Source organism: Hydrogenophaga sp. UC242_50 (assembly GCF_042697355.1).
In the GTDB taxonomy this organism is placed as follows: Bacteria; Pseudomonadota; Gammaproteobacteria; order Burkholderiales; family Burkholderiaceae_C; genus Hydrogenophaga.
Map to the genome: position 1 here is coordinate 3,170,024 of NZ_CP170553.1, position 20,640 is coordinate 3,190,663.

A 20,640-nucleotide genomic window follows, 5' to 3' on the forward strand; every position below is an offset into this window, starting at 1 on the left:
TCAGGCGGCGGCGCGGGCCGTGCTCGTGCGCACCGCGTTGGCGGCGGTCTTGAACGGGTCGGCACCGGTGCGGCGCAGGGTGTTCACGAAGGTCTCCTGGCCCGTGCGCTGGGCGCGGTAGGTGTCGAGCAGGGCTTCGATCACGTCGGGCACTTCGCTGGCGGCGAAGGACGGGCCGATCACCTTGCCCGGCGTGGCGTCGCCGGAGAGGCGCGTGCCGTCCGAGCCGCCGAGCGTGACCTGGTACCACTCCTGGCCGTCCTTGTCGACGCCCAGGATGCCGATGTGGCCGCTGTGGTGGTGGCCGCAGGAGTTGATGCAGCCGCTGATGTGCAGGTCGATCTCGCCCAGGTCGTGCAGCTCGTCGAGGTCCTTGTAGCGGCCCAGGATGGCCTGTGCCAGCGGCAGCGAGCGCGCGTTGGCGAGGTCGCAGAAGTCGCCGCCGGGGCAGGCGATCATGTCGGTGAGCAGGCCGATGTTGGGCTTGGCCAGGCCCAGGCGGCGCGCCTCGCGCCACAGCTCGGGCAACTGGTCGCAGCGCACCCAGGGCAGCAGCAGGTTCTGTTCGTGCGTCACGCGGGCTTCGCCGGCCGAGAAGCGCTCGGCCAGTTCGGCGGCGCGCTCGAGCTGTTCGGCCGTGGCATCGCCGGGGGCCTGGCCGAAGCGCTTGAAGGACAGTGTGACGGCGCGCAGGTCGGGGTTCTGGTGCGGCTTCACGTTCTGCTGCAGCCAGCGGCTGAATTCCAGGTCGTCCTCGGCCGCGGCCTTGAGGATGTGCGCGATCTTGGCGTCGGCGCTCTTGCGGTCGCAGTTGAGTTGCGGCGGCACGAAGAAGGCGCTCACGCGGTCCAGTTCGGCCTGGCTGATGGTGTGCGGCGCGCCGTCCTTCTCGAGGATGTCCTGGTACTCGGCTTCCACCTGGTCGGTGAAGGCCTGGCCTTCGGCCTTCACCAGGATCTTGATGCGGGCCTTGTAGATGTTGTCGCGGCGGCCGAAGCGGTTGTAGGCGCGCACCACGGCTTCGAGGTAGTTGAGGATCTGGTTCCAGGGCAGGAACTCGCGGATCACGCTGCCGATGATGGGCGTGCGGCCCATGCCACCGCCCACGCGCACCTGGAAGCCCAGGTCGCCGTCGACGTTGCGCAGCAGGCGCAGGCCCACGTCGTGCCAGGGGGTGGCGGCGCGGTCTTCGCGCGCGCCGGTGATGCGCAACCTTGAACTTGCGCGGCAGGAAGGCGAACTCGGGGTGCAGCGTGCTCCACTGGCGCAGGATTTCGGCGAAGGGCCGCGGATCGGCCACCTCGTCGATCGCGATGCCGGCAAGCGCGTCGGTGGTGATGTTGCGGATGCAGTTGCCGCTGGTCTGGATGCCGTGCAGGCCCACGCTGGCCAGCAGGTCCATCACATCGGCCGAGCGCGAGAGCGGGATCCAGTTGTACTGCACGTTCTGGCGCGTGGTGAAGTGGCCGCAGCGGTCGGGCAGCGTGGGCACTTCGGACAGGCCGGCGTTGGCCTTGCTGACGTCGTGCTCTTCCTTGTGGTCGAAGTCGCGCGCGATCTTTGCCAGCACGCGCAGCTGCGGCGCGGAGATCTCGCCGTAGGGCACGGCCACGCGCAGCATGGGCGCGAAGCGCTGCACGTACCAGCCGTTCTGCAGGCGCAGCGGCTTGAACTCGTCGTCGCCCAGCGTGCCGGCTTGCCAGCGGGTCAGCTGGTCCCGGTACTGGGCGGCGCGCAGGTGCACGAACTGGCGGTCAAAGTCGGAATATTGGTACATCGTCTTCGTGGGTCTTCAGGAATCAAAAAGCGATCAGCTTCGTGCCGGCATAGGCCAGCAGCAGCGACAGCGCCGAGCGCACCAGGCGCTCAGGGGTGTGGCGCATCAGACGCGTGCCCAGCCAGATGCCGGGCAGCGAACCGGCGAGCAGCTTGGCCAGCAGCGGCCAGTCGACCGAGCCCAGGCTCGCGTGGCCCAGGCCGGCGACCAGCGTGAGCGGCACGGCGTAAGCGATGTCGGCGGCCACGATGCGGGGCAGCGGCAACAGGGGAAACAGCAACAGCAGCACGGAGACACCGATGGCGCCCGCACCGACCGAGGTGAGCGTGACGAGGGTGCCGATCACCGCACCGAACAGCACCGGCAGGCTCCAGTGGCGCGCATGCGTGGCCTGGGCCAGCTGGCCTTCGGGCAATTGGCGGGGCAGCTGTTTGCCGCGCGCCGCCTTGTAGAGCATCGCCACTGCCGTCAGCAACAGCGCCACGCCCAGGGTGTTCGTCATCAGCGATTGCACCGTTGCGCTCGTGGGGCCGAGCTGGCGCAGCACCAGCAACGTCAACAGCGCCGCCGGCAGGCTGCCGGCGCTCAGCTGGCCGACCACCCGCCACGGCACCAGCTTCTGCCGCGCCAGGCTGACCGTGCCGCCCATCTTGGTGAAGGCGGCGAACAGCAGGTCGGTGCCGACCGCCAGGTACGGTTTGACGCCGAAAAAGAAGATCAGGATGGGCGTCATGAGCGAGCCGCCACCTACCCCCGTGAGACCCACGATGAGTCCCACGGCGAATCCGGCCAGGATGATGGCGATGTTAGGCATGGGCGAGACTGTAGAGAGACATCGATATATCCCAAACGATTTTTTGTTCATGGGTATATGCCACCCTGGAATAAACAAATGAGCGATGTGCCGAATCGCACACGAGATGGCCGCTCGTCGTACAACTCCGACCGCACATCGGTCTGCTGGGCGTAACATCCGCGCCATGCAAAAGCAGCGCATCCTGGTCAGCGTGGTCGGTTTTTCCGACGTGGAACGCCATGCGCTGAACACCGTGTTCCGGCTGTCGCAGGAACGCGAGCTGTCTTACGCCCCCTGGGTGCCCATGGCGCCGCCGGGCGCGGTGATCCCTTCCGGCGTGGCCCAGGTGGCCTTGGTGGATGGCGAAAGCCTGGAGGCCGTGCTGTCGCACGCCAAGGAGATGCCACCCGGGCAGCGCCTGATCTGGGTCGGCCCGGACGCCCCCGATCACGCCTGGCGGGTGCTGGACCGGCCGATCGAATGGGCCGCCGTGCTGCACGACCTGGATCTGGTGTTCGCCGCCCGGCAGGCCGATTCGGGCCTGCTCGATCTGGACGTGACCGCGCCGGCGCCGCTGGACATCGACCTCGAGATGGACACCGGCGAACCCACCGACATGACCCGGCGCGCCCTGGTGGTGGGGGCCGAGGATCAGGAAGGCACCTACCTGCGCACCCGCCTGGCCCTGGCGGGCGTGGGCCATGTGGACGAGGTGGTCGACACCGAGACCGCGCTGGAACTCATGGAGCGCAACCGCTATGTGTGCGGCGTGTTCAACCTGGACGACCATCGCATCGACGTGTGGGCGCTGATGCGCCACTTCGTCGCCCGCAATCCCCAGGCGCTGACCTTGGCGACGACCGAGCTGGCCGGCCCGCTGGCGGGTTGGTGGCGCCGCCGCAGGGTGCGGCGCGACGCGCACCGCGTGGGCATCACGGCCCTGCTGGAGCGGCCGTTCCAGCCGCGCCAGGTGTCCGAGTGGCTGGACCTGATCTGAGCTACTGACGGCGCGCCTGTTTCCAGGCGAAGCGCGCGGGATCGATCGCCCGCAGCAGGTCCTCTTCCACGTCGGGCGTGGCCTCACCCTCCATCTGGGCGGCCAGCTGGTTCGCGCACCAGGCGGCCAAGGTGATGCCGCGCGAGCCCAGCGCGGCCAGCAGGTAGAGCCCAGGCCGGCGAGGGGTGTCCGCCAAGGGCACACGGCCCCGCCGGACACCGGCCGCCGCCATATGGGCCTTCAGCGCCTCGCCGTCGGGCACCGCACCCACCAGCGGCAGGCGGTCCAATGAGGCGCAGCGCACCTGCGCCCAACCCAGCAGCTCGCCTCGCTGCCAGACCTGCCGCAGGTCCAGCGCCGCGCTCGGGCAGATGGCCTCCAGGCTCTCGGCGTTGCGCTCGTGCGCCTGCTCGCTCAGCTGCGTGCTGTTCTCGCCGCGTTCGTAGGTGGAGCCCATGGCCCAGACGCGCGCCGGCCAGGCGGGCGGCAACCCGGTGTCTTCATAGAGGGGCACGTACACGCCGTTGTCGCGTTGCGGCCGCTCGGCCAGCGGGTCGCCGCTCTGGGCGGCCAGGCTCATCTGGCCCTTGACCGGGCGCAGGGGCAGGGCGTCGGCGTCCATCCAACTGGCGGGGCCGGTCAGCAGGGCATGGCTGCCATAGGCCGCGGCGACCACGGCCATTGGGGCTTCGGCCACGCAGCGGCCCTGGGCATCCAGCGCCTGCCAGCCCACGGCGGAGGAGGCCAGCGTCTGCACCGGGGTTTGCCACACGCACGCCAACGTGCCCAGGTTCGCCGCTTCGTCGAGCCAGGCCCGCACCAGGGCGGCCGGGCGCACCAGCGCGGCGGGCCAGCGGCCCGGATCGTGTCCCAGGTTGTCCACCTCGCAGGCTTGCCAGCCCTGGCCTGGTGGAACCAGCCGCTGCAGCTCGGCCAGGGTGGTCGCCACGCCCAGTGCGGACAGCCGCGACAGCGGAGTGGGCGCGCGGGTGACATGGGGGCTCAGCATGCCCACCGGCAGGGCCGAGGCGCCTTGCGCCGGGCCGCTGGCGGCATCGACCAGCGTGAGCCGCCAGCCGCGCCGCGCCAGCACCGCGCAGACCGCGGCGCCCGCCAGGCCGGCGCCGATCACCACGGCATGGCGGGCTGGGGGTGGGGGCACGGCCCGGGCGGCGGTCAGTTGCCTTCGGGCGGCGGCGGCACGAAACCGGCGGCGGCGTCGGCGCCCTCGCCGAAGAAGTGCTTTTCCATCTGGCGCGCGAGGTACTGGCGCGCGCGCGCGTCGGCCAGGTTCAGGCGGTTTTCGTTGAGCAGCATGGTCTGGTGCTTGAGCCAGGCGGCCCAGGCCTCCTTGCTCACGTTCTCGTACAGGCGCTTGCCCATTTCGCCCGGGTAGGGCGGAAAGTCCAGGCCTTCGGCTTCCTTGCCGAGCTTGATGCAATGAACGGTGCGTGCCATGAGAAACGTCCTAGGAGGTGTGGGTTAGATGGATTGGTTATAACGAACTGAAGAAATAATTCGTTCCCGGACAGGCCAATCGTCGGCATGATCCGGGACTCTTTGTTCGTCGGCGCAGTTCGCCGTGGTGGGCGCAAGGCCCCGGGTATCCCGGGCAGCCCGTCACTGTAGCAAGGTTTCGGTGTCCGTCCCGCGAGTGGGGCCGGCCGATCACCCCGCCAGCCGCACGGCCGGCCCGACTTTTTACAATACGGGGTTCGACCCCATCAGGATCTCTCATGAGTGCATTTCTGGAAGAGCGCGTGCTCAGCGTTCACCATTGGACCGACCGGCTGTTCAGCTTCACCACCACGCGCGACACCTCGCTGCGGTTTTCCAACGGCCACTTCACCATGATCGGCCTGCGGGTGAACGACAAGCCCCTGCTGCGCGCCTACAGCATCGTCAGCCCGAACTGGGCCGACCACCTCGAGTTCCTCAGCATCAAGGTGCAGGACGGCCCGCTGACCTCGCGCCTGCAGCACATCCAGGTGGGCGACAGCATCGTCGTCGGCCGCAAGCCCACGGGCACCCTGCTGATCGACTACCTGTTGCCGGCCAAGCGCCTGTACCTGCTGGGCACGGGCACCGGCCTGGCGCCCTTCATGAGCGTCATCCGCGATCCGGAAACCTACGAGCGCTTCGAGCAGGTCGTGCTGGTGCACGGCGTGCGCCAGGTCAAGGAACTGGCCTACCGCGAACTGATCACCGAGCAGCTCAAGCAGGACGAGTTCCTGGGCGAAGCCGTGCAGCAGAAGCTGCTGTACTACCCCACCGTCACGCGCGAGCCCTTCATGCACCAGGGCCGCATTCCTCAGCTGCTGGGCGACGGCGTGATCGCCAAGGACCTGGGTATTCCGCCCCTGAACCCGGCCGAAGACCGTGTGATGATCTGCGGCAGCCCCGAGATGCTGCGCGACCTCAAGGCCCTGTGCGAGAAGCGCGGCTTCAAGGAAGGCAACACCACGACGCCGGGCGATTTCGTCATCGAACGCGCCTTCGTGAGCTGAAGCGGGGGAACTTGCGGTGGATCGCCGGGCTCAGTGATCTGTCCCGCCCGGCGGCCGCCTTCTCCCAACTTCAGGATTTCCCTTGATCGCCATCCTTTCCCCTGGCGAACCGTCTCCCCTGACCCAGCACCCCCGCCGCATCCTGGGGCTGGTGGCCGCCGCTTGCGCCGCCATGCTGGCCTTCGGCCTGTACCTGCAGCACGTCGTGGGCCTGGAGCCTTGCCCCATGTGCATCGTGCAGCGCTACGCCCTGGTGGCGGTGGCGCTGGTGGCCGGCGTCTCGGCCCTGTTGAAGGGCCGCGCGGCGCGGCAGGCCGGCATCGCGCTGATGGGCCTGCTCGCGGTCTTCGGTGCTTTCACGGCCGCGCGCCAGAGCTGGCTGCAATGGAACCCACCCGAGATCATGAGCTGCGGGCGCGACTTCTTCGGCATGATCGAAGCCTTCCCGCTGCGCAGGGCCATTCCCATGATCTTTCGCGGCAGCGGCGACTGCTCGGTGATCGACTGGACCTTCCTCGGCCTGTCGATCGCGAACTGGTCCTTCCTGTGCTTCTCGGCCATCGTCGCGCTGGCCGTGGCCCTCTGGGTGAAGCGCCCGGCCGCCTGAGGCCGTCCGGGCCGGCGCCGGCCCTCAGCTCAGCTTCTTCACCAGCACCTGGCTCTTGCGGTCCCAGTTGTACTTGCGCTTGCGCGCCTCCGGCAGCCAGTCCGCGCTGACCTGCACGAAGCCGCGCTTGACGAACCAGTGCATGGTGCGCGTGGTGAGCACGAAGATGCTTTGCAGGCCTTGCGCCTTGGCCCGGGCCTCGATGCGCTTGAGCAGCCGTTCGCCGTCGCCCTGGCTCTGCGTGTGAGGTGAGACAGTGAGCGCGGCCATTTCGCCGGTGCGCTCTTCCGGGTAGGGGTAGAGCGCCGCGCAGCCGAAGATCACGCCGTCGTGCTCGATGATGGTGTAGTTGCCCGCGTCGCGTTCGATCTCGGTGCGGTCGCGCTTGACCAGGGTGCCGTCCTTCTCGAACGGCTCGATCAGCGCCACGATGCCGCTCACGTCGTCCATGGTGGCCTCGCGCACGCTCTCGAGTTTTTCGTCCACCACCATGGTGCCGATGCCGTCGTGGGTGTAGATCTCCAGCAGCAGCGCTCCGTCCACCGAGAACGGCAGGATGTGGCTGCGGTCCACGCCGCCTTCGCAGGCGCGGATGCAGTGCTGCAGATAGAACGCGGTGTCGGTGGGCTGGGTGGCCGGGGGCAGGGCGGCCAGCATCTTCTTCGCGTCGGCCAGCGGCAGTTCGGTGTCGATGTCGCTTTCCGGGTCGGCCTGATCGACGCGGATGCCCGGCACCTCGGTCAGGAACATCAGCTTGTCGGCCTGCAGCGCGACGGCCACCGAGGTCGCCACGTCTTCCATGGTGAGGTTGAAGGCCTCGCCGGTGGGCGAGAAGCCGAAGGGCGAGAGCAGCACCATCGCGCCCATGTCGAGCGTGCGCTGGATGCCGTCGGTGTCCACCTTGCGCACCAGGCCCGAGTGGATGAAGTCCACGCCGTCGATCAGGCCCACGGGCCGCGCGGTGATGAAGTTGCCGGAGATCACGCGCACCGTGGCGCCCGCCATGGGCGTGTTGGGCAGGCCCTGGCTGAAGGCGGCCTCGATCTCGTAGCGCAGCTGGCCGGCGGCTTCCTGGGCGCAGTCCAGCGCCACCTCGTCGGTGATGCGCATGCCGTGCGAGTACTTCGCCTCATGGCCCTTGAGCCGCAGCTGTTCGTTCACCTGCGGCCGGAAGCCGTGCACCAGCACGATGTCCACGCCCATGCTCTGGATCAGCGCCAGGTCCTGCGCCAGCTTCTCCAGCTTGCCGGCCGCGATGGCCTCGCCCGCGATGCCGACCACGATGGTGTTGCCTCGGTGCTTGTGGATGTAAGGCGCGACCGAGCGGAACCAGGGGACGAAGGTGAAGTTGAAGACAGTGGACATGGGGCGGTGGTCAGGCGGGCATGGGGCCGGGCGCGGATAATGGCCGGTTGCCCGATTTTGACCGAAGTTCCCACTTGTCCTCCACGCCGCTGCACATCGAATTCCCGGAAAGCCTGCCCGTCTCTGCGCGCCGCCATGAGATCGAGGCCGCGATGCGCGACCACCAGGTCGTCATCGTCTGCGGCGAAACAGGCTCGGGCAAGACCACGCAGCTGCCCAAGATCGCGCTGGCGATGGGGCGGGGCAAGTGCAACGCGAAACCGGGCCAGCGCGGCCAGCTGATCGGCCACACCCAGCCGCGGCGCATCGCCGCCTCCAGCGCTGCGCAAGCGCATCGCCGAGGAACTCAAGACACCGCTGGGCGATGTGGTGGGCTACAAGGTGCGCTTCCAGGACCGCCTGTCCAAGGACGCCTCCGTCAAGCTGATGACCGACGGCATCCTGCTCGCCGAAACGCAGACCGATCCCGACCTGCGCGCCTACGACACCATCATCATCGACGAGGCGCACGAGCGCAGCCTCAACATCGACTTCCTGCTCGGCTACCTGCGCCAGCTGCTGCCGCGCCGGCCCGACCTCAAGGTGGTGGTGACCTCCGCCACCATCGACGCCGACCGTTTCGCGCGCTACTTCGCCTCGGCCAAGGGCCCGGCGCCGGTGCTCATGGTCTCGGGCCGCACCTTTCCGGTGGAGGTGCGCTGGCGCCCGTTCGAGGAAAGCCGCGACTACGACCTGAACAACGCCATCGCCGACGCGGTGGACGAACTCTGGCGCGGCCCGGCCGGCGGCGACATCCTGGTGTTCCTGCCGGGCGAGCGCGAGATCCGCGAGGCGGCCGACCACCTGCGCAAACACCTGAGCCACATTCCCACGCTGCGCAACGCCGAGGTGCTGCCGCTGTTCGCGCGCCTGTCGCAGGCCGAGCAGGACCGCATCTTCCAGGACCACAGCGGGCGGCGCATCGTGCTCTCGACCAACGTGGCCGAGACCTCGCTCACGGTGCCCGGCATCCGCTTCGTGATCGATGCCGGCACCGCCCGCGTGAAGCGCTACAGCTTCCGCCAGAAGGTGGAGCAGCTCATGGTGGAGCCCATCAGCCAGGCCGCGGCCAACCAGCGCGCCGGCCGCTGCGGCCGCGTGGCCGACGGCATCGCGATCCGGCTCTACGACGAAGCCGGCTTCGGCGCGCGCCCAGCGTTCACCGACCCCGAGATCCTGCGCAGCTCGCTCGCGGGCGTGATCCTGCGCATGAAGGCCTTGCGCCTGGGCGCGGTGGAAGACTTCGCCTTCATCGAGGCGCCGCAGAAGCGCGCCATCGTCGACGGCTACCAGTTGCTGGCCGAACTCAACGCGGTGGACGAGGCCAACGAGCTCACACCCATCGGTCAGACGCTCTCGCGCCTCCCGCTGGACCCGCGCGTGGGCCGCATGATTCTGGAGGCGCAGCAGCGCGGTGCGCTCGACGAGGTGCTGGTGATCGCCTCGGCCCTGAGCGTGCAGGATGTGCGCGACCGCCCGCTGGACAAACAGGCGCAGGCGGACCAGGCGCACGCCAAGTTCGACGACGAGAAGAGCGAATTCAGCGGCACGCTCAAGCTCTGGAAATGGCTGGAGGACACCAAGGGTGCGCCACGGCAAGGACCACAAGCTCAGCCACCGGCAGTACGAGAGCGTGCTGCGCGAGAACTTCGTCAATGTGCGGCGCGTGCGCGAGTGGCGCGACATCCACAGCCAGCTGCACACCGTGGTGGCCGAGCACCAGTGGAGGCTCAACGACAAGCCCGCCAGCTACGAGCAACTGCACCTGGCCATGCTGGCCGGGCTGCTGGGCAACGTGGGCCAGAAGCACGAAACCGAAGACTGGTACCTGGGCGCGCGCGGCATCAAGTTCCACCGCCACCCGGGCGCGAACCTGAGCAAGCGCCCGGGGCGCTGGATCGTGTGTGCCGAACTGGTAGAGACCACACGCCTGTTCGGGCGCGGCATCGCCGGCATCGAGCCGCTGTGGCTGGAGCAGGTGGGTGGGCACCTGATCAAGAAACAGCTGCTCGACCCGCACTGGGAGAAAAAAGCCGCGCAGGTCACGGCGCTGGAGCGCGCCACGCTCTACGGTCTGGTGATCTACAGCAACCGCCGCACCGACTACGGCAAGGTGGACCCGGCCGGCGCGCGCGAGATCTTCATTCGCGAGGCGCTGGTGGCCGGCGAGTGGGAGACGCGCCTGCCGTTCCTGGCGGCCAACCAGAAGCTGGTGCGCCAGGTGGCCGAGCTGGAGCACAAGTCGCGCCGGCAGGACGTGCTGGTGGACGACGAGCTGATCTACGCCTTCTACGACCAGCAACTGCCCGCGCACATCTGCAACGGCGCGGCCATGGAGCGCTGGTACCGCGACGCCGTGCGCGAGAACCCCAAGCTCCTGCTGCTCACGCGCGAGGAACTGATGCGGCACGAGGCCGCCGGCATCACCACGCAGACCTTCCCCAAGACACTGCGCCTGGGCGGCGTGGACTGCGCCTGCAGCTACCTGCACGAGCCTGGCGACCCGCGCGACGGCCTGTCGGTCACGCTGCCGATCTTCGCGCTCAACCAGGCCAGCGAAGACCGCTGCGACTGGCTGGTGCCCGGCATGCTCAAGGAAAAGGTGCTGGCCCTGCTCAAGACCCTGCACCAGCGCCCGCGCTCGCGCCTGGTGCCCTTGCCGGCGACCGCCGAGCGTTTCGCGCAGGCGCTGTGCGAGCCCGCCACCTTCGGCGCCGGCAACCTGATGGACGCGGTGCTCAAGCTGGTGCGCGAGGCCACGCAGCTCGATATCCAGCGCAACGACATCAAGGTCGACATGCTCAGCGCGCACCACTTCATGCACCTGCGCGTGGTCGACGAACACGGCCGCCAGTTGGGCCAGGGCCGCAACCTGGCGGCGCTCAAGGCCGAGCTGGGCGCGCAGGCGCGCGGTGCCTTCCAGGCCCTGGCCTCGCTCAAGATGGAAGGGTTGCGCGCGGCGCCTGCGCCCGCCGCGCCCGTCAAGGGCGGCCCGGCGCCGGTGGCGGCCAAGGCGGCCGCCGCCAAGGCCCCGGCCGTGAGCGCGGCCCAGCGCCATACCGCCTGGGATTTCGGCGAGCTGCCCGAGCTGATGGAAATCCGCCAGGGCCAGCAGACCCTGATTGGCTTCCCGGCGCTGGTGGACGACGGCGAGGCGGTGCGCATCGAGGTGTTCGACGAACCCGAGGTGGCCCAGGCGCGGCACCGCGAAGGCCTGCGCCGCCTGTGCGCGCTGCAGATCCGCGACGCGCTGAAGTACCTGGAGAAGAACCTGCCCGGCCTGCAGGCCATGGGCGTGGCCTACATGCAGGTGGGCAAGGAAGCGGGCGGTGGTGGCACGCTGGAAGAGTTGCGCTCGCAGATCCTGGAACTCGCGCTGGACCGCGCCTTCCTCGGCGACCCGCTGCCCACCGACGAAGCTGCCTTCAAGCGGCGCGTGGAAGAGGGGCGGGGGCGCCTCACGCTGATCGCCAACGAGATCGCCCGCACGGCCGGCACCGTGCTCACGGAGTACGCCGCCGCCGCGCGCAAGCTCAAGGACAGCAAACCGCCGGCGGACGTGGCCACCGACATCGCGCAGCAGCTGCAACGCCTGGTGCCCAAGCGCTTTCTCCTGCAGACGCCGTACGCGCAGTTGCAGCACCTGCCGCGGTATCTCAAGGCGGTGCAGTTGCGGCTGGACAAGCTGCGCGCCGATCCGGCGCGCGACGCCGCCAAGCTGGCCGAGCTGCGGCCGCAGGATCAGCGCTTCTGGCGGTTGGTGGCCGAGCGCAAGGGCGTGCAGGACGCCCGCCTCCAGGAGCTGCGCTGGCTGCTGGAGGAACTGCGGGTGAGTTTCTTCGCGCAGGAGCTGCGCACCCCCCAGCCGGTGAGCGTGAAGCGGCTGGAGAAGGCCTGGACCCAGCTCAACGCCTGAGCCTGGGCCTCGGGCGAACGGCTCAGTTCGCGGTGAGCGCCACGCGGCCTTCGCTCACGCCCAGGGCGGTGTCGGCGCGCAGCCGCTGCAAGACGGCTTCGGCGTCCTCGCGCGTGGCGAACTGGTTGATGCGCACCTCGTGGCGCCCATCCTTGGCCAGGGTTTGCGCCGGGTAGCCCGCGGTCTGCAGCCGGGTGCGCAGCGCGGCGGCATCGGCCGCGCTGTTGAAGGTGGCCGCCACGGTGCGCCAGCGCCCGCCTTGCAGCAGCACACCGCTGCCGGGCTGCATTTCGGCCTGGCCGATGAATTTGGCCAGCTGGGCCGGCGTGGCCTGGTCGGCCGGTTTTTCCGGCTGGCCGGTAAACACCACCCAGAATGCGCCGGGCTTGTCGAGCTCGATGCCCGGCTTGGCCTCGCGCACCACCTCGACCTTACCCTCGAACACACACACGGCGTCGTGGGCCGCATCGGTCATGGTCCAGAAGTCGGTGCCGCGGATGCCCACCGTGGCCGTGGCCAGCTCGACGTTGAGTTCGCGTTTGTTGCCCAGGGCCTTGCTGGTGTAGTCGGTGGCGTAGCGGAACACGCCGCTCACGAGTTTGAAGGCGCTCTTCTGCTCGCTGGGCGCCGTGGCGCTGCTGCGGCTGGTGTCCAGCGACTGGATCAGGAACTCGGTCTGCTCCCCCAGCTTGATGGTGCTGCGGTCGTCCATGCGCAGCAGCATGCGCGAGCCGTTGGCGGTGATGGCCTTGTCGTTGGCGCGCAGTTGGGCCCCGGGCTCGGCCGGGCGGCGCTGGCCGTTGCGCTCCACCCAGGCGGGCAGTTGAACGGCTTCGACCACGGTCGTGCTGGGGGTGGCGTGGGCCGGGCTGCTCAAGCCCCAGGCGACAGCGGCGCAGGCCTGCCAAAGCACCGCACGGCGGCTCAGGTTCTTGAGGCGATGGAAAGGGTGGAGGGGGGTCACGGGGAAAGGTCCTTCAGCGATGCGCGAAAAAAAAGCCTGTCCGACAGGCCGCTCGGTGTCCCAAGTTACGTCCATATCGGCGTGCCGGATGCACTTCTTGACGCCGGCATGTGAGAAAAACACGGGTTGACACCGGCGGATGCATGCGTTTCACTGCCCCAAGGTGGCCGGCACAACGGCCTTTCATCGGAGATGGGCGATGGATCGACGCGAATTCGTGGAAGTGTGCGCGCTCGGCGGTGGCTCGCTGGCGGCGGCGTTGGCGCAGACCGCCTGGGCCGCGGATGCCAGACCGCGTTCGTACGGCCGGGTTCAATTGCTCGACGATGTGGGCAAACCGCTCAAGGCGTCGAACCTGAAACCACAGACCAACTACGTTTTTCACTACCCCTTCGAAGCGACACCGGTGTTCCTGCTCGACCTGGGCAAACCGGCGGCGGCGACCCAGCTGCAGACCCGCGACAAGCAGAGCTACCAGTGGCCGGGGGGCATCGGCCCGCGCAGGAGCCTGGTCGCGTTCTCGGCCATCTGCGCGCACAAGCTGGTGTACCCGACCAAGGACCTGAGCTTCATCAGCTTCCGCAAGGGCGCGGCCACGAATCCGCAGACGCCGAGCAAGGGCAACGACCTGATCCACTGCTGCGCCGACCACAGCCAGTACGACCCGGCGCGTGGCGCCCAGGTGCTCAACGGCCCGGCCGAACAACCCCTGTGCGCGGTGCTGATCGAGCACGATGCGAAGAGCGACACGCTCACCGCCACCGGCACTCTGGGCGGCGAACTGTTCGACGACTTCTTCAAGAAGTACGAGATGAAGCTCAGCCTGGAGGTGGGGCCGAACGCGAAGCAGGCCGTGGCCCGCCAGGCCACGGTGGTCGAACTGGAGCGCTACTGCCGCAACCCCGTGCGGTGCTGAGCCTTACAGGCGCGCCAGGCGTGTGAGGGCTTCGCGCAAGGTGTCGTCCTTCTTCGCGAAGCAGAAACGCACCACGCGCTGGTCGAAACCGTCGCCATAGAAGGCCGAGAGCGGGATGGCGGCCACGCCGATCTCCTTCGTGAGCCACTGGCAGAAGTCGCCCTCGGGCAGGTCGCGCTCTGGCACGGCCAGGGCCGAAATGTCCACGCACTGGAAGTAGGTGCCTTCACCAGGCAACAGGCGAAAGCGCGTGGCGGCCAGGCCTTCGCGGAACAGGTCGCGCTTGCGCTGGTAGAACGCGGCCAGCTCCAGATAGGGCGCCGGGTTGCCCATGTAGGTGCGCAGCGCGTGCTGCACCGGGGTGTTCACCGTGAACACGTTGAACTGGTGCACCTTGCGGAACTCGGCCGTGAGCGCGGCTGGGGCCACCACCGTGCCGACCTTCCAGCCGGTCACGTGGTAGGTCTTGCCGAAGCTGCTGACGATGAAGGCGCGCGCGGCCAGGCCGGGGAAGCGCGCCGCGCTCTGGTGCGCCTGGCGATCGAACACCATGTGCTCGTACACCTCGTCGCTGATCAGCAGCACGTCGGTGGGCGCGAGAAGCGCCTGCAGGCGCTGCATGTCGGCCTCGCTCCAGACCATGCCGCTGGGGTTGTGCGGGCTGTTGATGATCAGGGCGCGCGTGCGCGGCGTGATGGCGGCAGCGATGCGGTCGAAGTCGGGCCGGAAGGTGCCGGGCGTGAGCGGCACGCGCACCGCGACGCCGCCGGCCAGCTCGATGTTGGGCACGTAGCTGTCGTAGCAGGGTTCGAGCACGATCACTTCGTCGCCGGGTTGCACCACGGCGAGGATGGCGGTCAGGATGGCCTGCGTGGCGCCCGCCGTCACGGTGATCTCGGTGGCCGGGTCGCAGGCCAGGCCGTAGAGGGCCTGCATCTTGGCGGCCATGGCCTGGCGCAGCGCGAGCGCGCCAGGCATGGGCGGGTACTGGTTGTGGCCGGCCTGCATGGCCCGCGTGACCGCTTCCACCAGGGCTGGGTCGCAGTCGAAATCGGGGGAAGCCCTGGCCCAGGTTCACCGCGCCGTGCTCGGCGGCGAGCGAGGACATGACGGTGAAGATGGTGGTGCCGACCTTGGGCAGGCGGGAGGCGAGGGCGGGGGTGCGGGGCGGGAGGGAACTCATGGGGTCACAGCTCGTAGTCGTCCGGGGTGCCGCTCATGGCGCGCAGGATGAGGTCGCGCGAGAGGCGGTCGCTCAGCAGTTCGGCGAAGCGCAGCACGAAGTGGCGCAGGTAGGTGCCGCGCTTGAAGGCCACGCGCGCGAGGTTGTGGCGAAACAGTTGCGCGGCGGGGCGGGCCACCAGGTCGGGGGTCTGGTTCTCGCCCTGCATGGCCATCTCGGCCACGATGCCCACGCCCATGCCCAGCTTCACATAGGTCTTGATCACGTCCGAGTCGATCGCCTCGAGCACGATGTTGGGTTGCAGGTGGCGCAGGGCGAAGGCCTGGTCGATCCGGGTGCGGCCGGTGAAGCTGGGGTGGTAGGTCACCAGCGGCACCTGGGCCAGGTCGTCGAGCGTGATGCGCTCGCGCTCCAGCAAGGGGTGGTCGAACGGCAGCACCAGCACGTGCTGCCACTCGTAGCAGGGCAGCGTGACCAGCTCGGGGTAGTTCACCAGCGATTCGGTGCGCATGCCGATCTCGGCCACTTCCTCCATCAGCATCTTGGCCACCTGGTCGGGCGAGCCCTGGTGCAGGCTGATGCCGACCTTGGGGTAGGCCTGGCGCAGCGCGGCCACCGGCCCGGGCAGCACGTAGCGCGCCTGGGTGTGGGTGGTGGCGATGGACAGCGTGCCGCTGTCCTGGGCCGAGTACTGCTCGCCGATGCGCTTGAGGTTGTTGACCTCGCGCAGGATGATGTCGATGCTCTTGAGCACCTGCTGGCCCGGCTCGGTCACGCGTTTGATGCGCTTGCCGTGGCGCGCGAAGATCTCGATGCCGAGCTCGTCTTCCAGCTCGATGATGGCCTTGGAGACGCCGGGCTGCGAGGTGTGCAGGGCCTTGGCGGCCTCGGTGAGGTTCAGGTTGCGGCGCACCGCCTCCTGCACGAAACGGAACTGGTGCAGGTTCATGCGGCGGTCTCCAGCGCGATTTGGGCGAGCAGGGCGGTCAGACGGGGGTCTTCGCCAGCGGCGGGCAATTGTTCGAAGGTCACGGCGGGGTGTGTGGCGGCCAGCTGGGCCATCAGCACCGGCAGGTCTTCACGGGCGTGCTTGCCCATGCCGAAGAAGAGGGGCAGCACGCGCACCCGCGTCACACCCTGGGCCACCAGCTGGCGCGCCGCCGTGGCGATGTCGGGTTCGCTGAGTTCGAGGTAGGCGCAGGACACCACGGCCGAAGCATCGCGGCGCGCGATCTGCTGCGCCACCGACTCGACCGGCTGGCGCCACAGGGGGTCGCGCGACCCATGGGCGAAAACAATCACACCGAGCATGGCCGCTACCTCCGAAGCACCAGCCACCCGAAGGCGCCGAGCGAGAACACGGAGTAGATCAAGGCCGGCGAGGCCGCGGCCAGCCAGGGTTGCCACTGGTTGAGGTTGCCGATGTAGCCGAACACGTTGTTCAGCAGGAAGAAGCTGATGCCGATCATCACGCCGCCGAAGACGTAGCCGGTGATGCTGCCCGAGCGGAAGTGCAGGTAGGCGAAGGGCAGCGCGAGCACCACCATCACCAGACAGCTCAAGGGGTAGAACACCTTGCGCCAGAACTCGATCTCGTAGCGCTGTGCCGTCTGACCGTTGGCCTCCAGGTGGCGGATATAGCCGAACAGGTCGGCCGTGCGCATGCGCTCGGGCTTAAGCAGCGCCACGGACACCATCTCGGCGTTGATGCCGCTGGGCCAGCGCAGGGTCTCGAGCGCTTCGCGCTGGATGCGGCCGGAGGCCTGCCCGGCGGTGTCGAATTCGCGGCGCTGCACCTGCCGCAGGGTCCAGGAGTCGTCCACCTCGATCTGCCCGGTCTGGGCGTGCAGCGTGGAGACCAGGAAGCCCTGGTTGTTGAACTCGAAGATGCGCACATTGCCCAGCTCGCCCTGCGGCGACATGGAGCCCACATTGACCGAGAAGTTGCTGTAGGGCTGCTTTTCCTTGAGCCAGGCGCCGGTCTGGCCCAGGCTGATGTTGCCTTGGTAACGCGCCTTGAGCAGCTGGGCCGTCTTGTCCGAAAGCGGCGCCAGGTAGTCGCCGATGGCGAAGGTGAGCACCACAAACACCGCGCCCAGGCCCAGCAGCATCCGCAGTGCCCGCCACGGGCCCAGTCCGCTGGTGCGCAGGATGGTGTATTCCGAGCCCTGGGCCAGGCGCGCGAGCACGAAGACGGAGCCGATCAACACGGCAATCGGCAGCAGCTCGTAGATCCGGCTGGGCATGAGCAACCCCACGTAGAGCAGGGCATGCGGCACTTCGTAGACCAGCGAGGGGTCGAGCGCCGAGGGCTTGCCCAGCGCGGGCAACTCGTCGACGAAGTCGAAGAAGAAGAACAGCGAGAGGAAAGCCAGCAGCACGAAAGTCACGGCCGCGAACACTTCGCCATAGATGAGACGGCGGATGGTTTTCATGCGCCCGCTCCCACGGCGGCGCTGCGCGCCGTGCGCCGGGCGCTGAGCCAGCCGCGCACGCTCAGGTTGTAGTGGCGTTTGAAGAACCACAGCACGGTCAGCACGAACACGCCGCCATGCAGGCCGACCATGTAGCCGCCCAGGCTGAAGAGGCCGCTGGCCACCCAGCTCTGGCCCAGGTTGAGCAGGTTGTAATAGAACACGAAGGCGAACAGGGTGAAGAACAGGTTGCCGCCGCGACCGGCGCGCGGGTTGCCGGTGGTGGTGGCGACGGCGATCAGCACGAAGTTCATGGCGGTCAAGGCCATGCCGATGCGCCAGCCCAGTTCGCCGAGGTTGGCGCGGGTGGGGTCGCGGATCAGGTCCCAGCTGTTGCGGGCCTTGAGGGCTTCGCCGCGCTGGCTGATGGCGGAGGAGCCGATCTGGGTGCCGTATTCCTCGAACTCGCTCACTTTCAGGCTGCTCTGGTCGGCCGGCGTTTCCAGGCGCTGGCCGTTGTTGAGCATCAGGATCTGCTGTTCGTTGAGCCACTCGATGCGGCCCGAACGCGCCGAGGTCACGGTCTCGCGGCCGTCGTTTTCGGTGCTGGAGATGAAGATGTTGCGGCCCTCGGTGCCGTCCGCCGTGTCCTTGTCGATGAAGAACACGCGGCGCCCGCTCGACGATTCCTGGAACTGTCCGGGCGCCACGCGCTCCAGGTCACCCCGGCGCTCGAAGCGGTCGCGCAACTGGTCGGTCTGCGCATTGGCCCAGGGCCAGACGAAGAACACCATCAGCGTGATGACCACCAGGATCGGCCACGAGAAGCGCATCACCGGCCGCAGAAAGCCCCCGAGCGAGCGGCCACTGGAGAACCAGATGATCATTTCGCTGTCGCGGTACATGCGCGAGAGCGTGAAGACGATGGCGATGAAGAGCGCCAGCGTGAGGATGGTGGGCATGCGGCCGATGACGGTGTAGCCCAGCACCAGCGCGATCTCCTGCGGGTCGACGCTGCCTTTCGAGGCCAGGCCCAGCGTGCGGATCAGCAACATCGTCAACACGATGGTGAACAGCACCACCAGCGTGGCCCCGAAGCTGCGTGCCAGCTCTTTGCGGATGGAAGAATGGAATAACATCGATCGAGAACAGGAAAACACGATTATGGACTTCGAACTCAAATCCCTTTCGCCCACCCAGGCCGCCCAACTGAGCGCCGACGCGCTGCTGGTGCTGGTGCCCGACACCGCGGCCCCCGGCAAGGCTGCCGGCGGCGCCCTGCAGGAGCTCGTGGCCAGCGCCACGAAACTGGGCGACCTGGACGCGGGTGCCGCGCAAGCAACTGGCCTGCTACCGCCCTGTGGGCATCAAGGCCCCGCGGGTGGTGCTGGTGCGGGTGGGCGACGGTTCGGCCGCCTCGGTGCGCAAGGCCGTGGGCGCGGGCATGGGCTCGCTCAAGCAGCCCGGCATCAAGAAGCTGGGCCTGGTGCTCAGCCTGTTCGATGCGAACGACGACGCCGTGCGCGCCGCCGTGCAGACCTGTGCGGACGCGACCTACACCTACACCACCACCAAGCCCTCGGCCAAGGCCCGCACGGTGCAACAGGTGGTCGTGGGTGTGGAGAACGCGGCGGCCGTGCGCGGTGGTTTCGAGACCGGCCGCGCGCTGGTGACCGGGGTGGAGTTCGCCAAGGAATGGGCCAACCGCCCGGCCAACCACGCCACGCCCACCATGTTGGCCGAGGCGGCCCGCAAGCTGGGCCGCAAGCCCGGCCTCAAGGTGGATGTGCTCGGCCCGAAACAGGTCGAAGCCTTGGGCATGGGCTCCTTTCTCGCCGTCGCCAAGGGCTCGGCCGAACCGCTGCGCTTCATCGTCCTGCACTACAACGGTGCGGCCAAGACCAGCGCCCCCGTGGTGCTGGTGGGCAAAGGCATCACCTTCGACACCGGCGGCATCTCCATCAAGCCGGCGGCGGAGATGGACGAAATGAAGTTCGACATGGGAGGCGCGGCCAGCGTGCTCGGCACCTTCGCCGCCCTGGCCGAGCTCAAGCCCGCCATCAATGTGGTGGGCCTCATCCCCAGCTGCGAGAACATGCCCGACGGCATGGCCGTGAAACCGGGCGACGTGGTCACCAGCATGAGCGGGCAGACCATCGAGATCCTCAACACCGATGCGGAAGGCCGCCTGATCCTTTGCGATGCGCTCACCTACGCCGCGCGTTTCAAGCCCCACAGCGTGATCGACATCGCCACCCTCACCGGTGCCTGCGTGATCGCCCTCGGGGGCGTGCGCTCGGGGTTGTTCTCGACCCGCGACGACCTGGCCCAGGCCCTGCAGAAGGCCGGCGACACCGCGCAGGACCTGTGCTGGCGCCTGCCGCTGGACGATGAGTACGCCGAAGGCCTCAAATCGAACTTCGCCGACATGGGCAACGTGGCCGGGCGCGCGGGTGGCGCCATCACCGCCGCCAAGTTCCTGCAGAAGTTCACCGCCGAGCTGCCCTGGGCCCACCTGGACATCGCCGGCACCGCGTGGAAGAGCGGGGCGGCCAAGGGCTCCACGGGGCGGCCGGTGCCGCTGCTGTTGCAGTACCTGATCGACCAGGCCGCGGCGGTGGCGCCGAAGAAGGCCCCCAGAACCCGCAAGGCCTGAACACGGCGCGCAGCATGACCGAGGTGGCCTTCCATTTCAACGCACCCGACAAGCTGGGTTACGCCTGTCGCCTGCTGCGCAAGGCCTACCTGCGTGGCGCGCGGGTGATGGTGCTCGTGGAAGAGCGGGAGCGGGCGGCGCTGGATGTGGCGCTCTGGACCATGGCCAACGGCGAGTTCATCCCCCACAGCGGGCCGATGGACCCCGCGCATGTGAAGTCCCGCTCGCCCATCCACCTCGCCAGCGAGGTCTCGGCCGCCAACGGGGCCACGGTGCTGGTGAACCTGCGCCTGGGCATGCCGGCCGGCTACGAAGGCTTTGCGCGCGTCATCGAGGTGGTGACCGGGGATCAGGAAGACCGCGGACACGCGCGCGACCGCTGGAAGCTTTACAAGGCGCAGGGCATCGAGCCCCAGCGGCACGATCTCCAGCTGGCGCCCCAGGACTGACGCCCGCGCACCTGCGCCAGAGCAGCATGCGCCGGCCTTATGGGCCATTCAACG

The 20,640-nt window shown here is 68.5% G+C and carries 14 protein-coding genes and 4 pseudogenes; 7 read left to right on the forward strand and 11 right to left on the reverse strand.

Annotated elements, in window-relative coordinates; genetic code table 11:
* Together ACFJGX_RS16300 and ACFJGX_RS16305 are read right to left on the reverse strand one after the other, a co-directional pair.
* Positions 1-1,777, reverse strand: a pseudogene (locus tag ACFJGX_RS16300) (nitrite/sulfite reductase).
* 22 nt (positions 1,778-1,799) lie between these two features.
* Positions 1,800-2,591, reverse strand: coding sequence for a sulfite exporter TauE/SafE family protein (locus ACFJGX_RS16305; RefSeq protein ID WP_382326569.1), 792 nt, complete (start codon positions 2,589-2,591; stop codon positions 1,800-1,802).
* A 166-nt stretch (positions 2,592-2,757) separates the two neighbouring features.
* On the opposite strand from ACFJGX_RS16305, the gene ACFJGX_RS16310 reads away from it, so the two are divergent.
* On the forward strand, positions 2,758-3,570 hold the full coding sequence (locus ACFJGX_RS16310; RefSeq protein ID WP_382325127.1) for a hypothetical protein: 813 nt from the start codon (positions 2,758-2,760) through the stop codon (positions 3,568-3,570).
* Position 3,571: 1 nt separating this feature from the next.
* Here the strand turns inward: ACFJGX_RS16310 and ACFJGX_RS16315 are convergent, their stop codons facing one another.
* Together ACFJGX_RS16315 and ACFJGX_RS16320 are read right to left on the reverse strand one after the other, a co-directional pair.
* Positions 3,572-4,732 (reverse strand): FAD-dependent oxidoreductase, encoded by a 1,161-nt coding sequence (locus tag ACFJGX_RS16315; protein WP_382326571.1) that lies wholly within the window; start codon positions 4,730-4,732, stop codon positions 3,572-3,574.
* A 14-nt stretch (positions 4,733-4,746) separates the two neighbouring features.
* Positions 4,747-5,028: an oxidative damage protection protein gene (locus tag ACFJGX_RS16320; protein ID WP_291118974.1), complete on the reverse strand. Its 282-nt coding sequence runs from the start codon at positions 5,026-5,028 to the stop codon at positions 4,747-4,749.
* Positions 5,029-5,306: 278 nt separating this feature from the next.
* On the opposite strand from ACFJGX_RS16320, the gene ACFJGX_RS16325 reads away from it, so the two are divergent.
* Complete coding sequence (locus tag ACFJGX_RS16325) at positions 5,307-6,077, forward strand: ferredoxin--NADP reductase (RefSeq protein WP_291118977.1); 771 nt, start codon at positions 5,307-5,309, stop codon at positions 6,075-6,077.
* Between the two features lie 91 nt (positions 6,078-6,168).
* Entirely contained in the window at positions 6,169-6,684 is a 516-nt protein-coding gene (locus ACFJGX_RS16330; protein WP_382328724.1) for a disulfide bond formation protein B, read from the forward strand.
* A 24-nt stretch (positions 6,685-6,708) separates the two neighbouring features.
* Here the strand turns inward: ACFJGX_RS16330 and argA are convergent, their stop codons facing one another.
* Positions 6,709-8,049 (reverse strand): amino-acid N-acetyltransferase, encoded by a 1,341-nt coding sequence (gene argA / locus ACFJGX_RS16335; protein WP_382325123.1) that lies wholly within the window; start codon positions 8,047-8,049, stop codon positions 6,709-6,711.
* 20 nt (positions 8,050-8,069) lie between these two features.
* Here argA and hrpA point away from each other — a divergent pair.
* Positions 8,070-12,004, forward strand: a pseudogene (gene hrpA, locus ACFJGX_RS16340) (ATP-dependent RNA helicase HrpA).
* Between the two features lie 22 nt (positions 12,005-12,026).
* On the opposite strand, the gene ACFJGX_RS16345 reads toward hrpA, so the two are convergent.
* A complete protein-coding gene (locus ACFJGX_RS16345) occupies positions 12,027-12,968 on the reverse strand; it encodes a FecR domain-containing protein (RefSeq protein ID WP_382325118.1) in 942 nt (313 codons plus the stop codon).
* A gap of 199 nt (positions 12,969-13,167) precedes the next feature.
* On the opposite strand from ACFJGX_RS16345, the gene ACFJGX_RS16350 reads away from it, so the two are divergent.
* Positions 13,168-13,884: a (2Fe-2S)-binding protein gene (locus tag ACFJGX_RS16350; RefSeq protein WP_382325116.1), complete on the forward strand. Its 717-nt coding sequence runs from the start codon at positions 13,168-13,170 to the stop codon at positions 13,882-13,884.
* Positions 13,885-13,887: 3 nt separating this feature from the next.
* Here the strand turns inward: ACFJGX_RS16350 and ACFJGX_RS16355 are convergent.
* From ACFJGX_RS16355 to lptF, 5 genes and pseudogenes are all read right to left on the reverse strand, one after another.
* A pseudogene (locus ACFJGX_RS16355) lies at positions 13,888-15,067 on the reverse strand (pyridoxal phosphate-dependent aminotransferase).
* Between the two features lie 4 nt (positions 15,068-15,071).
* The gene (locus ACFJGX_RS16360) at positions 15,072-16,016 is read right to left on the reverse strand and encodes a CysB family HTH-type transcriptional regulator (protein ID WP_382326573.1); all 945 of its coding nucleotides are present in this window, start codon (positions 16,014-16,016) and stop codon (positions 15,072-15,074) included.
* Entirely contained in the window at positions 16,013-16,378 is a 366-nt protein-coding gene (locus ACFJGX_RS16365; protein WP_382157513.1) for a sirohydrochlorin chelatase, read from the reverse strand. Before ACFJGX_RS16365 ends, ACFJGX_RS16360 begins: the two co-directional genes overlap by 4 nt.
* Positions 16,379-16,383: 5 nt before the next feature.
* Positions 16,384-17,502 carry an LPS export ABC transporter permease LptG gene (lptG, locus tag ACFJGX_RS16370; protein WP_382157515.1) on the reverse strand — a complete coding sequence of 373 codons (1,119 nt, stop codon included), beginning with the start codon at positions 17,500-17,502 and terminating at the stop codon, positions 16,384-16,386.
* On the reverse strand, positions 17,499-18,620 hold the full coding sequence (lptF, locus tag ACFJGX_RS16375; RefSeq protein ID WP_382157517.1) for an LPS export ABC transporter permease LptF: 1,122 nt from the start codon (positions 18,618-18,620) through the stop codon (positions 17,499-17,501). Before lptF ends, lptG begins: the two co-directional genes overlap by 4 nt.
* Before the next feature lie 25 nt (positions 18,621-18,645).
* Here lptF and ACFJGX_RS16380 point away from each other — a divergent pair.
* Positions 18,646-20,137, forward strand: a pseudogene (locus ACFJGX_RS16380) (leucyl aminopeptidase).
* Between the two features lie 14 nt (positions 20,138-20,151).
* On the forward strand, positions 20,152-20,586 hold the full coding sequence (locus tag ACFJGX_RS16385; RefSeq protein WP_382325113.1) for a DNA polymerase III subunit chi: 435 nt from the start codon (positions 20,152-20,154) through the stop codon (positions 20,584-20,586).
* The last annotated feature ends 54 nt before the right edge of the window (positions 20,587-20,640 follow it).

What these genes read in the sequence shown, in the direction of transcription:
- ACFJGX_RS16305 (WP_382326569.1), bottom strand. Translation starts at nt 2,591, where the DNA reads ATGCCTAACATCGCCATCATCCTGGCCGGATTCGCCGTGGGACTCATC.
- ACFJGX_RS16310 (WP_382325127.1), top strand. Translation starts at nt 2,758, where the DNA reads ATGCAAAAGCAGCGCATCCTGGTCAGCGTGGTCGGTTTTTCCGACGTG.
- ACFJGX_RS16320 (WP_291118974.1), bottom strand. Translation starts at nt 5,028, where the DNA reads ATGGCACGCACCGTTCATTGCATCAAGCTCGGCAAGGAAGCCGAAGGC.
- ACFJGX_RS16325 (WP_291118977.1), top strand. Translation starts at nt 5,307, where the DNA reads ATGAGTGCATTTCTGGAAGAGCGCGTGCTCAGCGTTCACCATTGGACC.
- argA (WP_382325123.1), bottom strand. Translation starts at nt 8,049, where the DNA reads ATGTCCACTGTCTTCAACTTCACCTTCGTCCCCTGGTTCCGCTCGGTC.
- ACFJGX_RS16350 (WP_382325116.1), top strand. Translation starts at nt 13,168, where the DNA reads ATGGATCGACGCGAATTCGTGGAAGTGTGCGCGCTCGGCGGTGGCTCG.
- ACFJGX_RS16360 (WP_382326573.1), bottom strand. Translation starts at nt 16,016, where the DNA reads ATGAACCTGCACCAGTTCCGTTTCGTGCAGGAGGCGGTGCGCCGCAAC.
- ACFJGX_RS16365 (WP_382157513.1), bottom strand. Translation starts at nt 16,378, where the DNA reads ATGCTCGGTGTGATTGTTTTCGCCCATGGGTCGCGCGACCCCCTGTGG.
- lptG (WP_382157515.1), bottom strand. Translation starts at nt 17,502, where the DNA reads ATGAAAACCATCCGCCGTCTCATCTATGGCGAAGTGTTCGCGGCCGTG.
- lptF (WP_382157517.1), bottom strand. Translation starts at nt 18,620, where the DNA reads ATGTTATTCCATTCTTCCATCCGCAAAGAGCTGGCACGCAGCTTCGGG.
- ACFJGX_RS16385 (WP_382325113.1), top strand. Translation starts at nt 20,152, where the DNA reads ATGACCGAGGTGGCCTTCCATTTCAACGCACCCGACAAGCTGGGTTAC.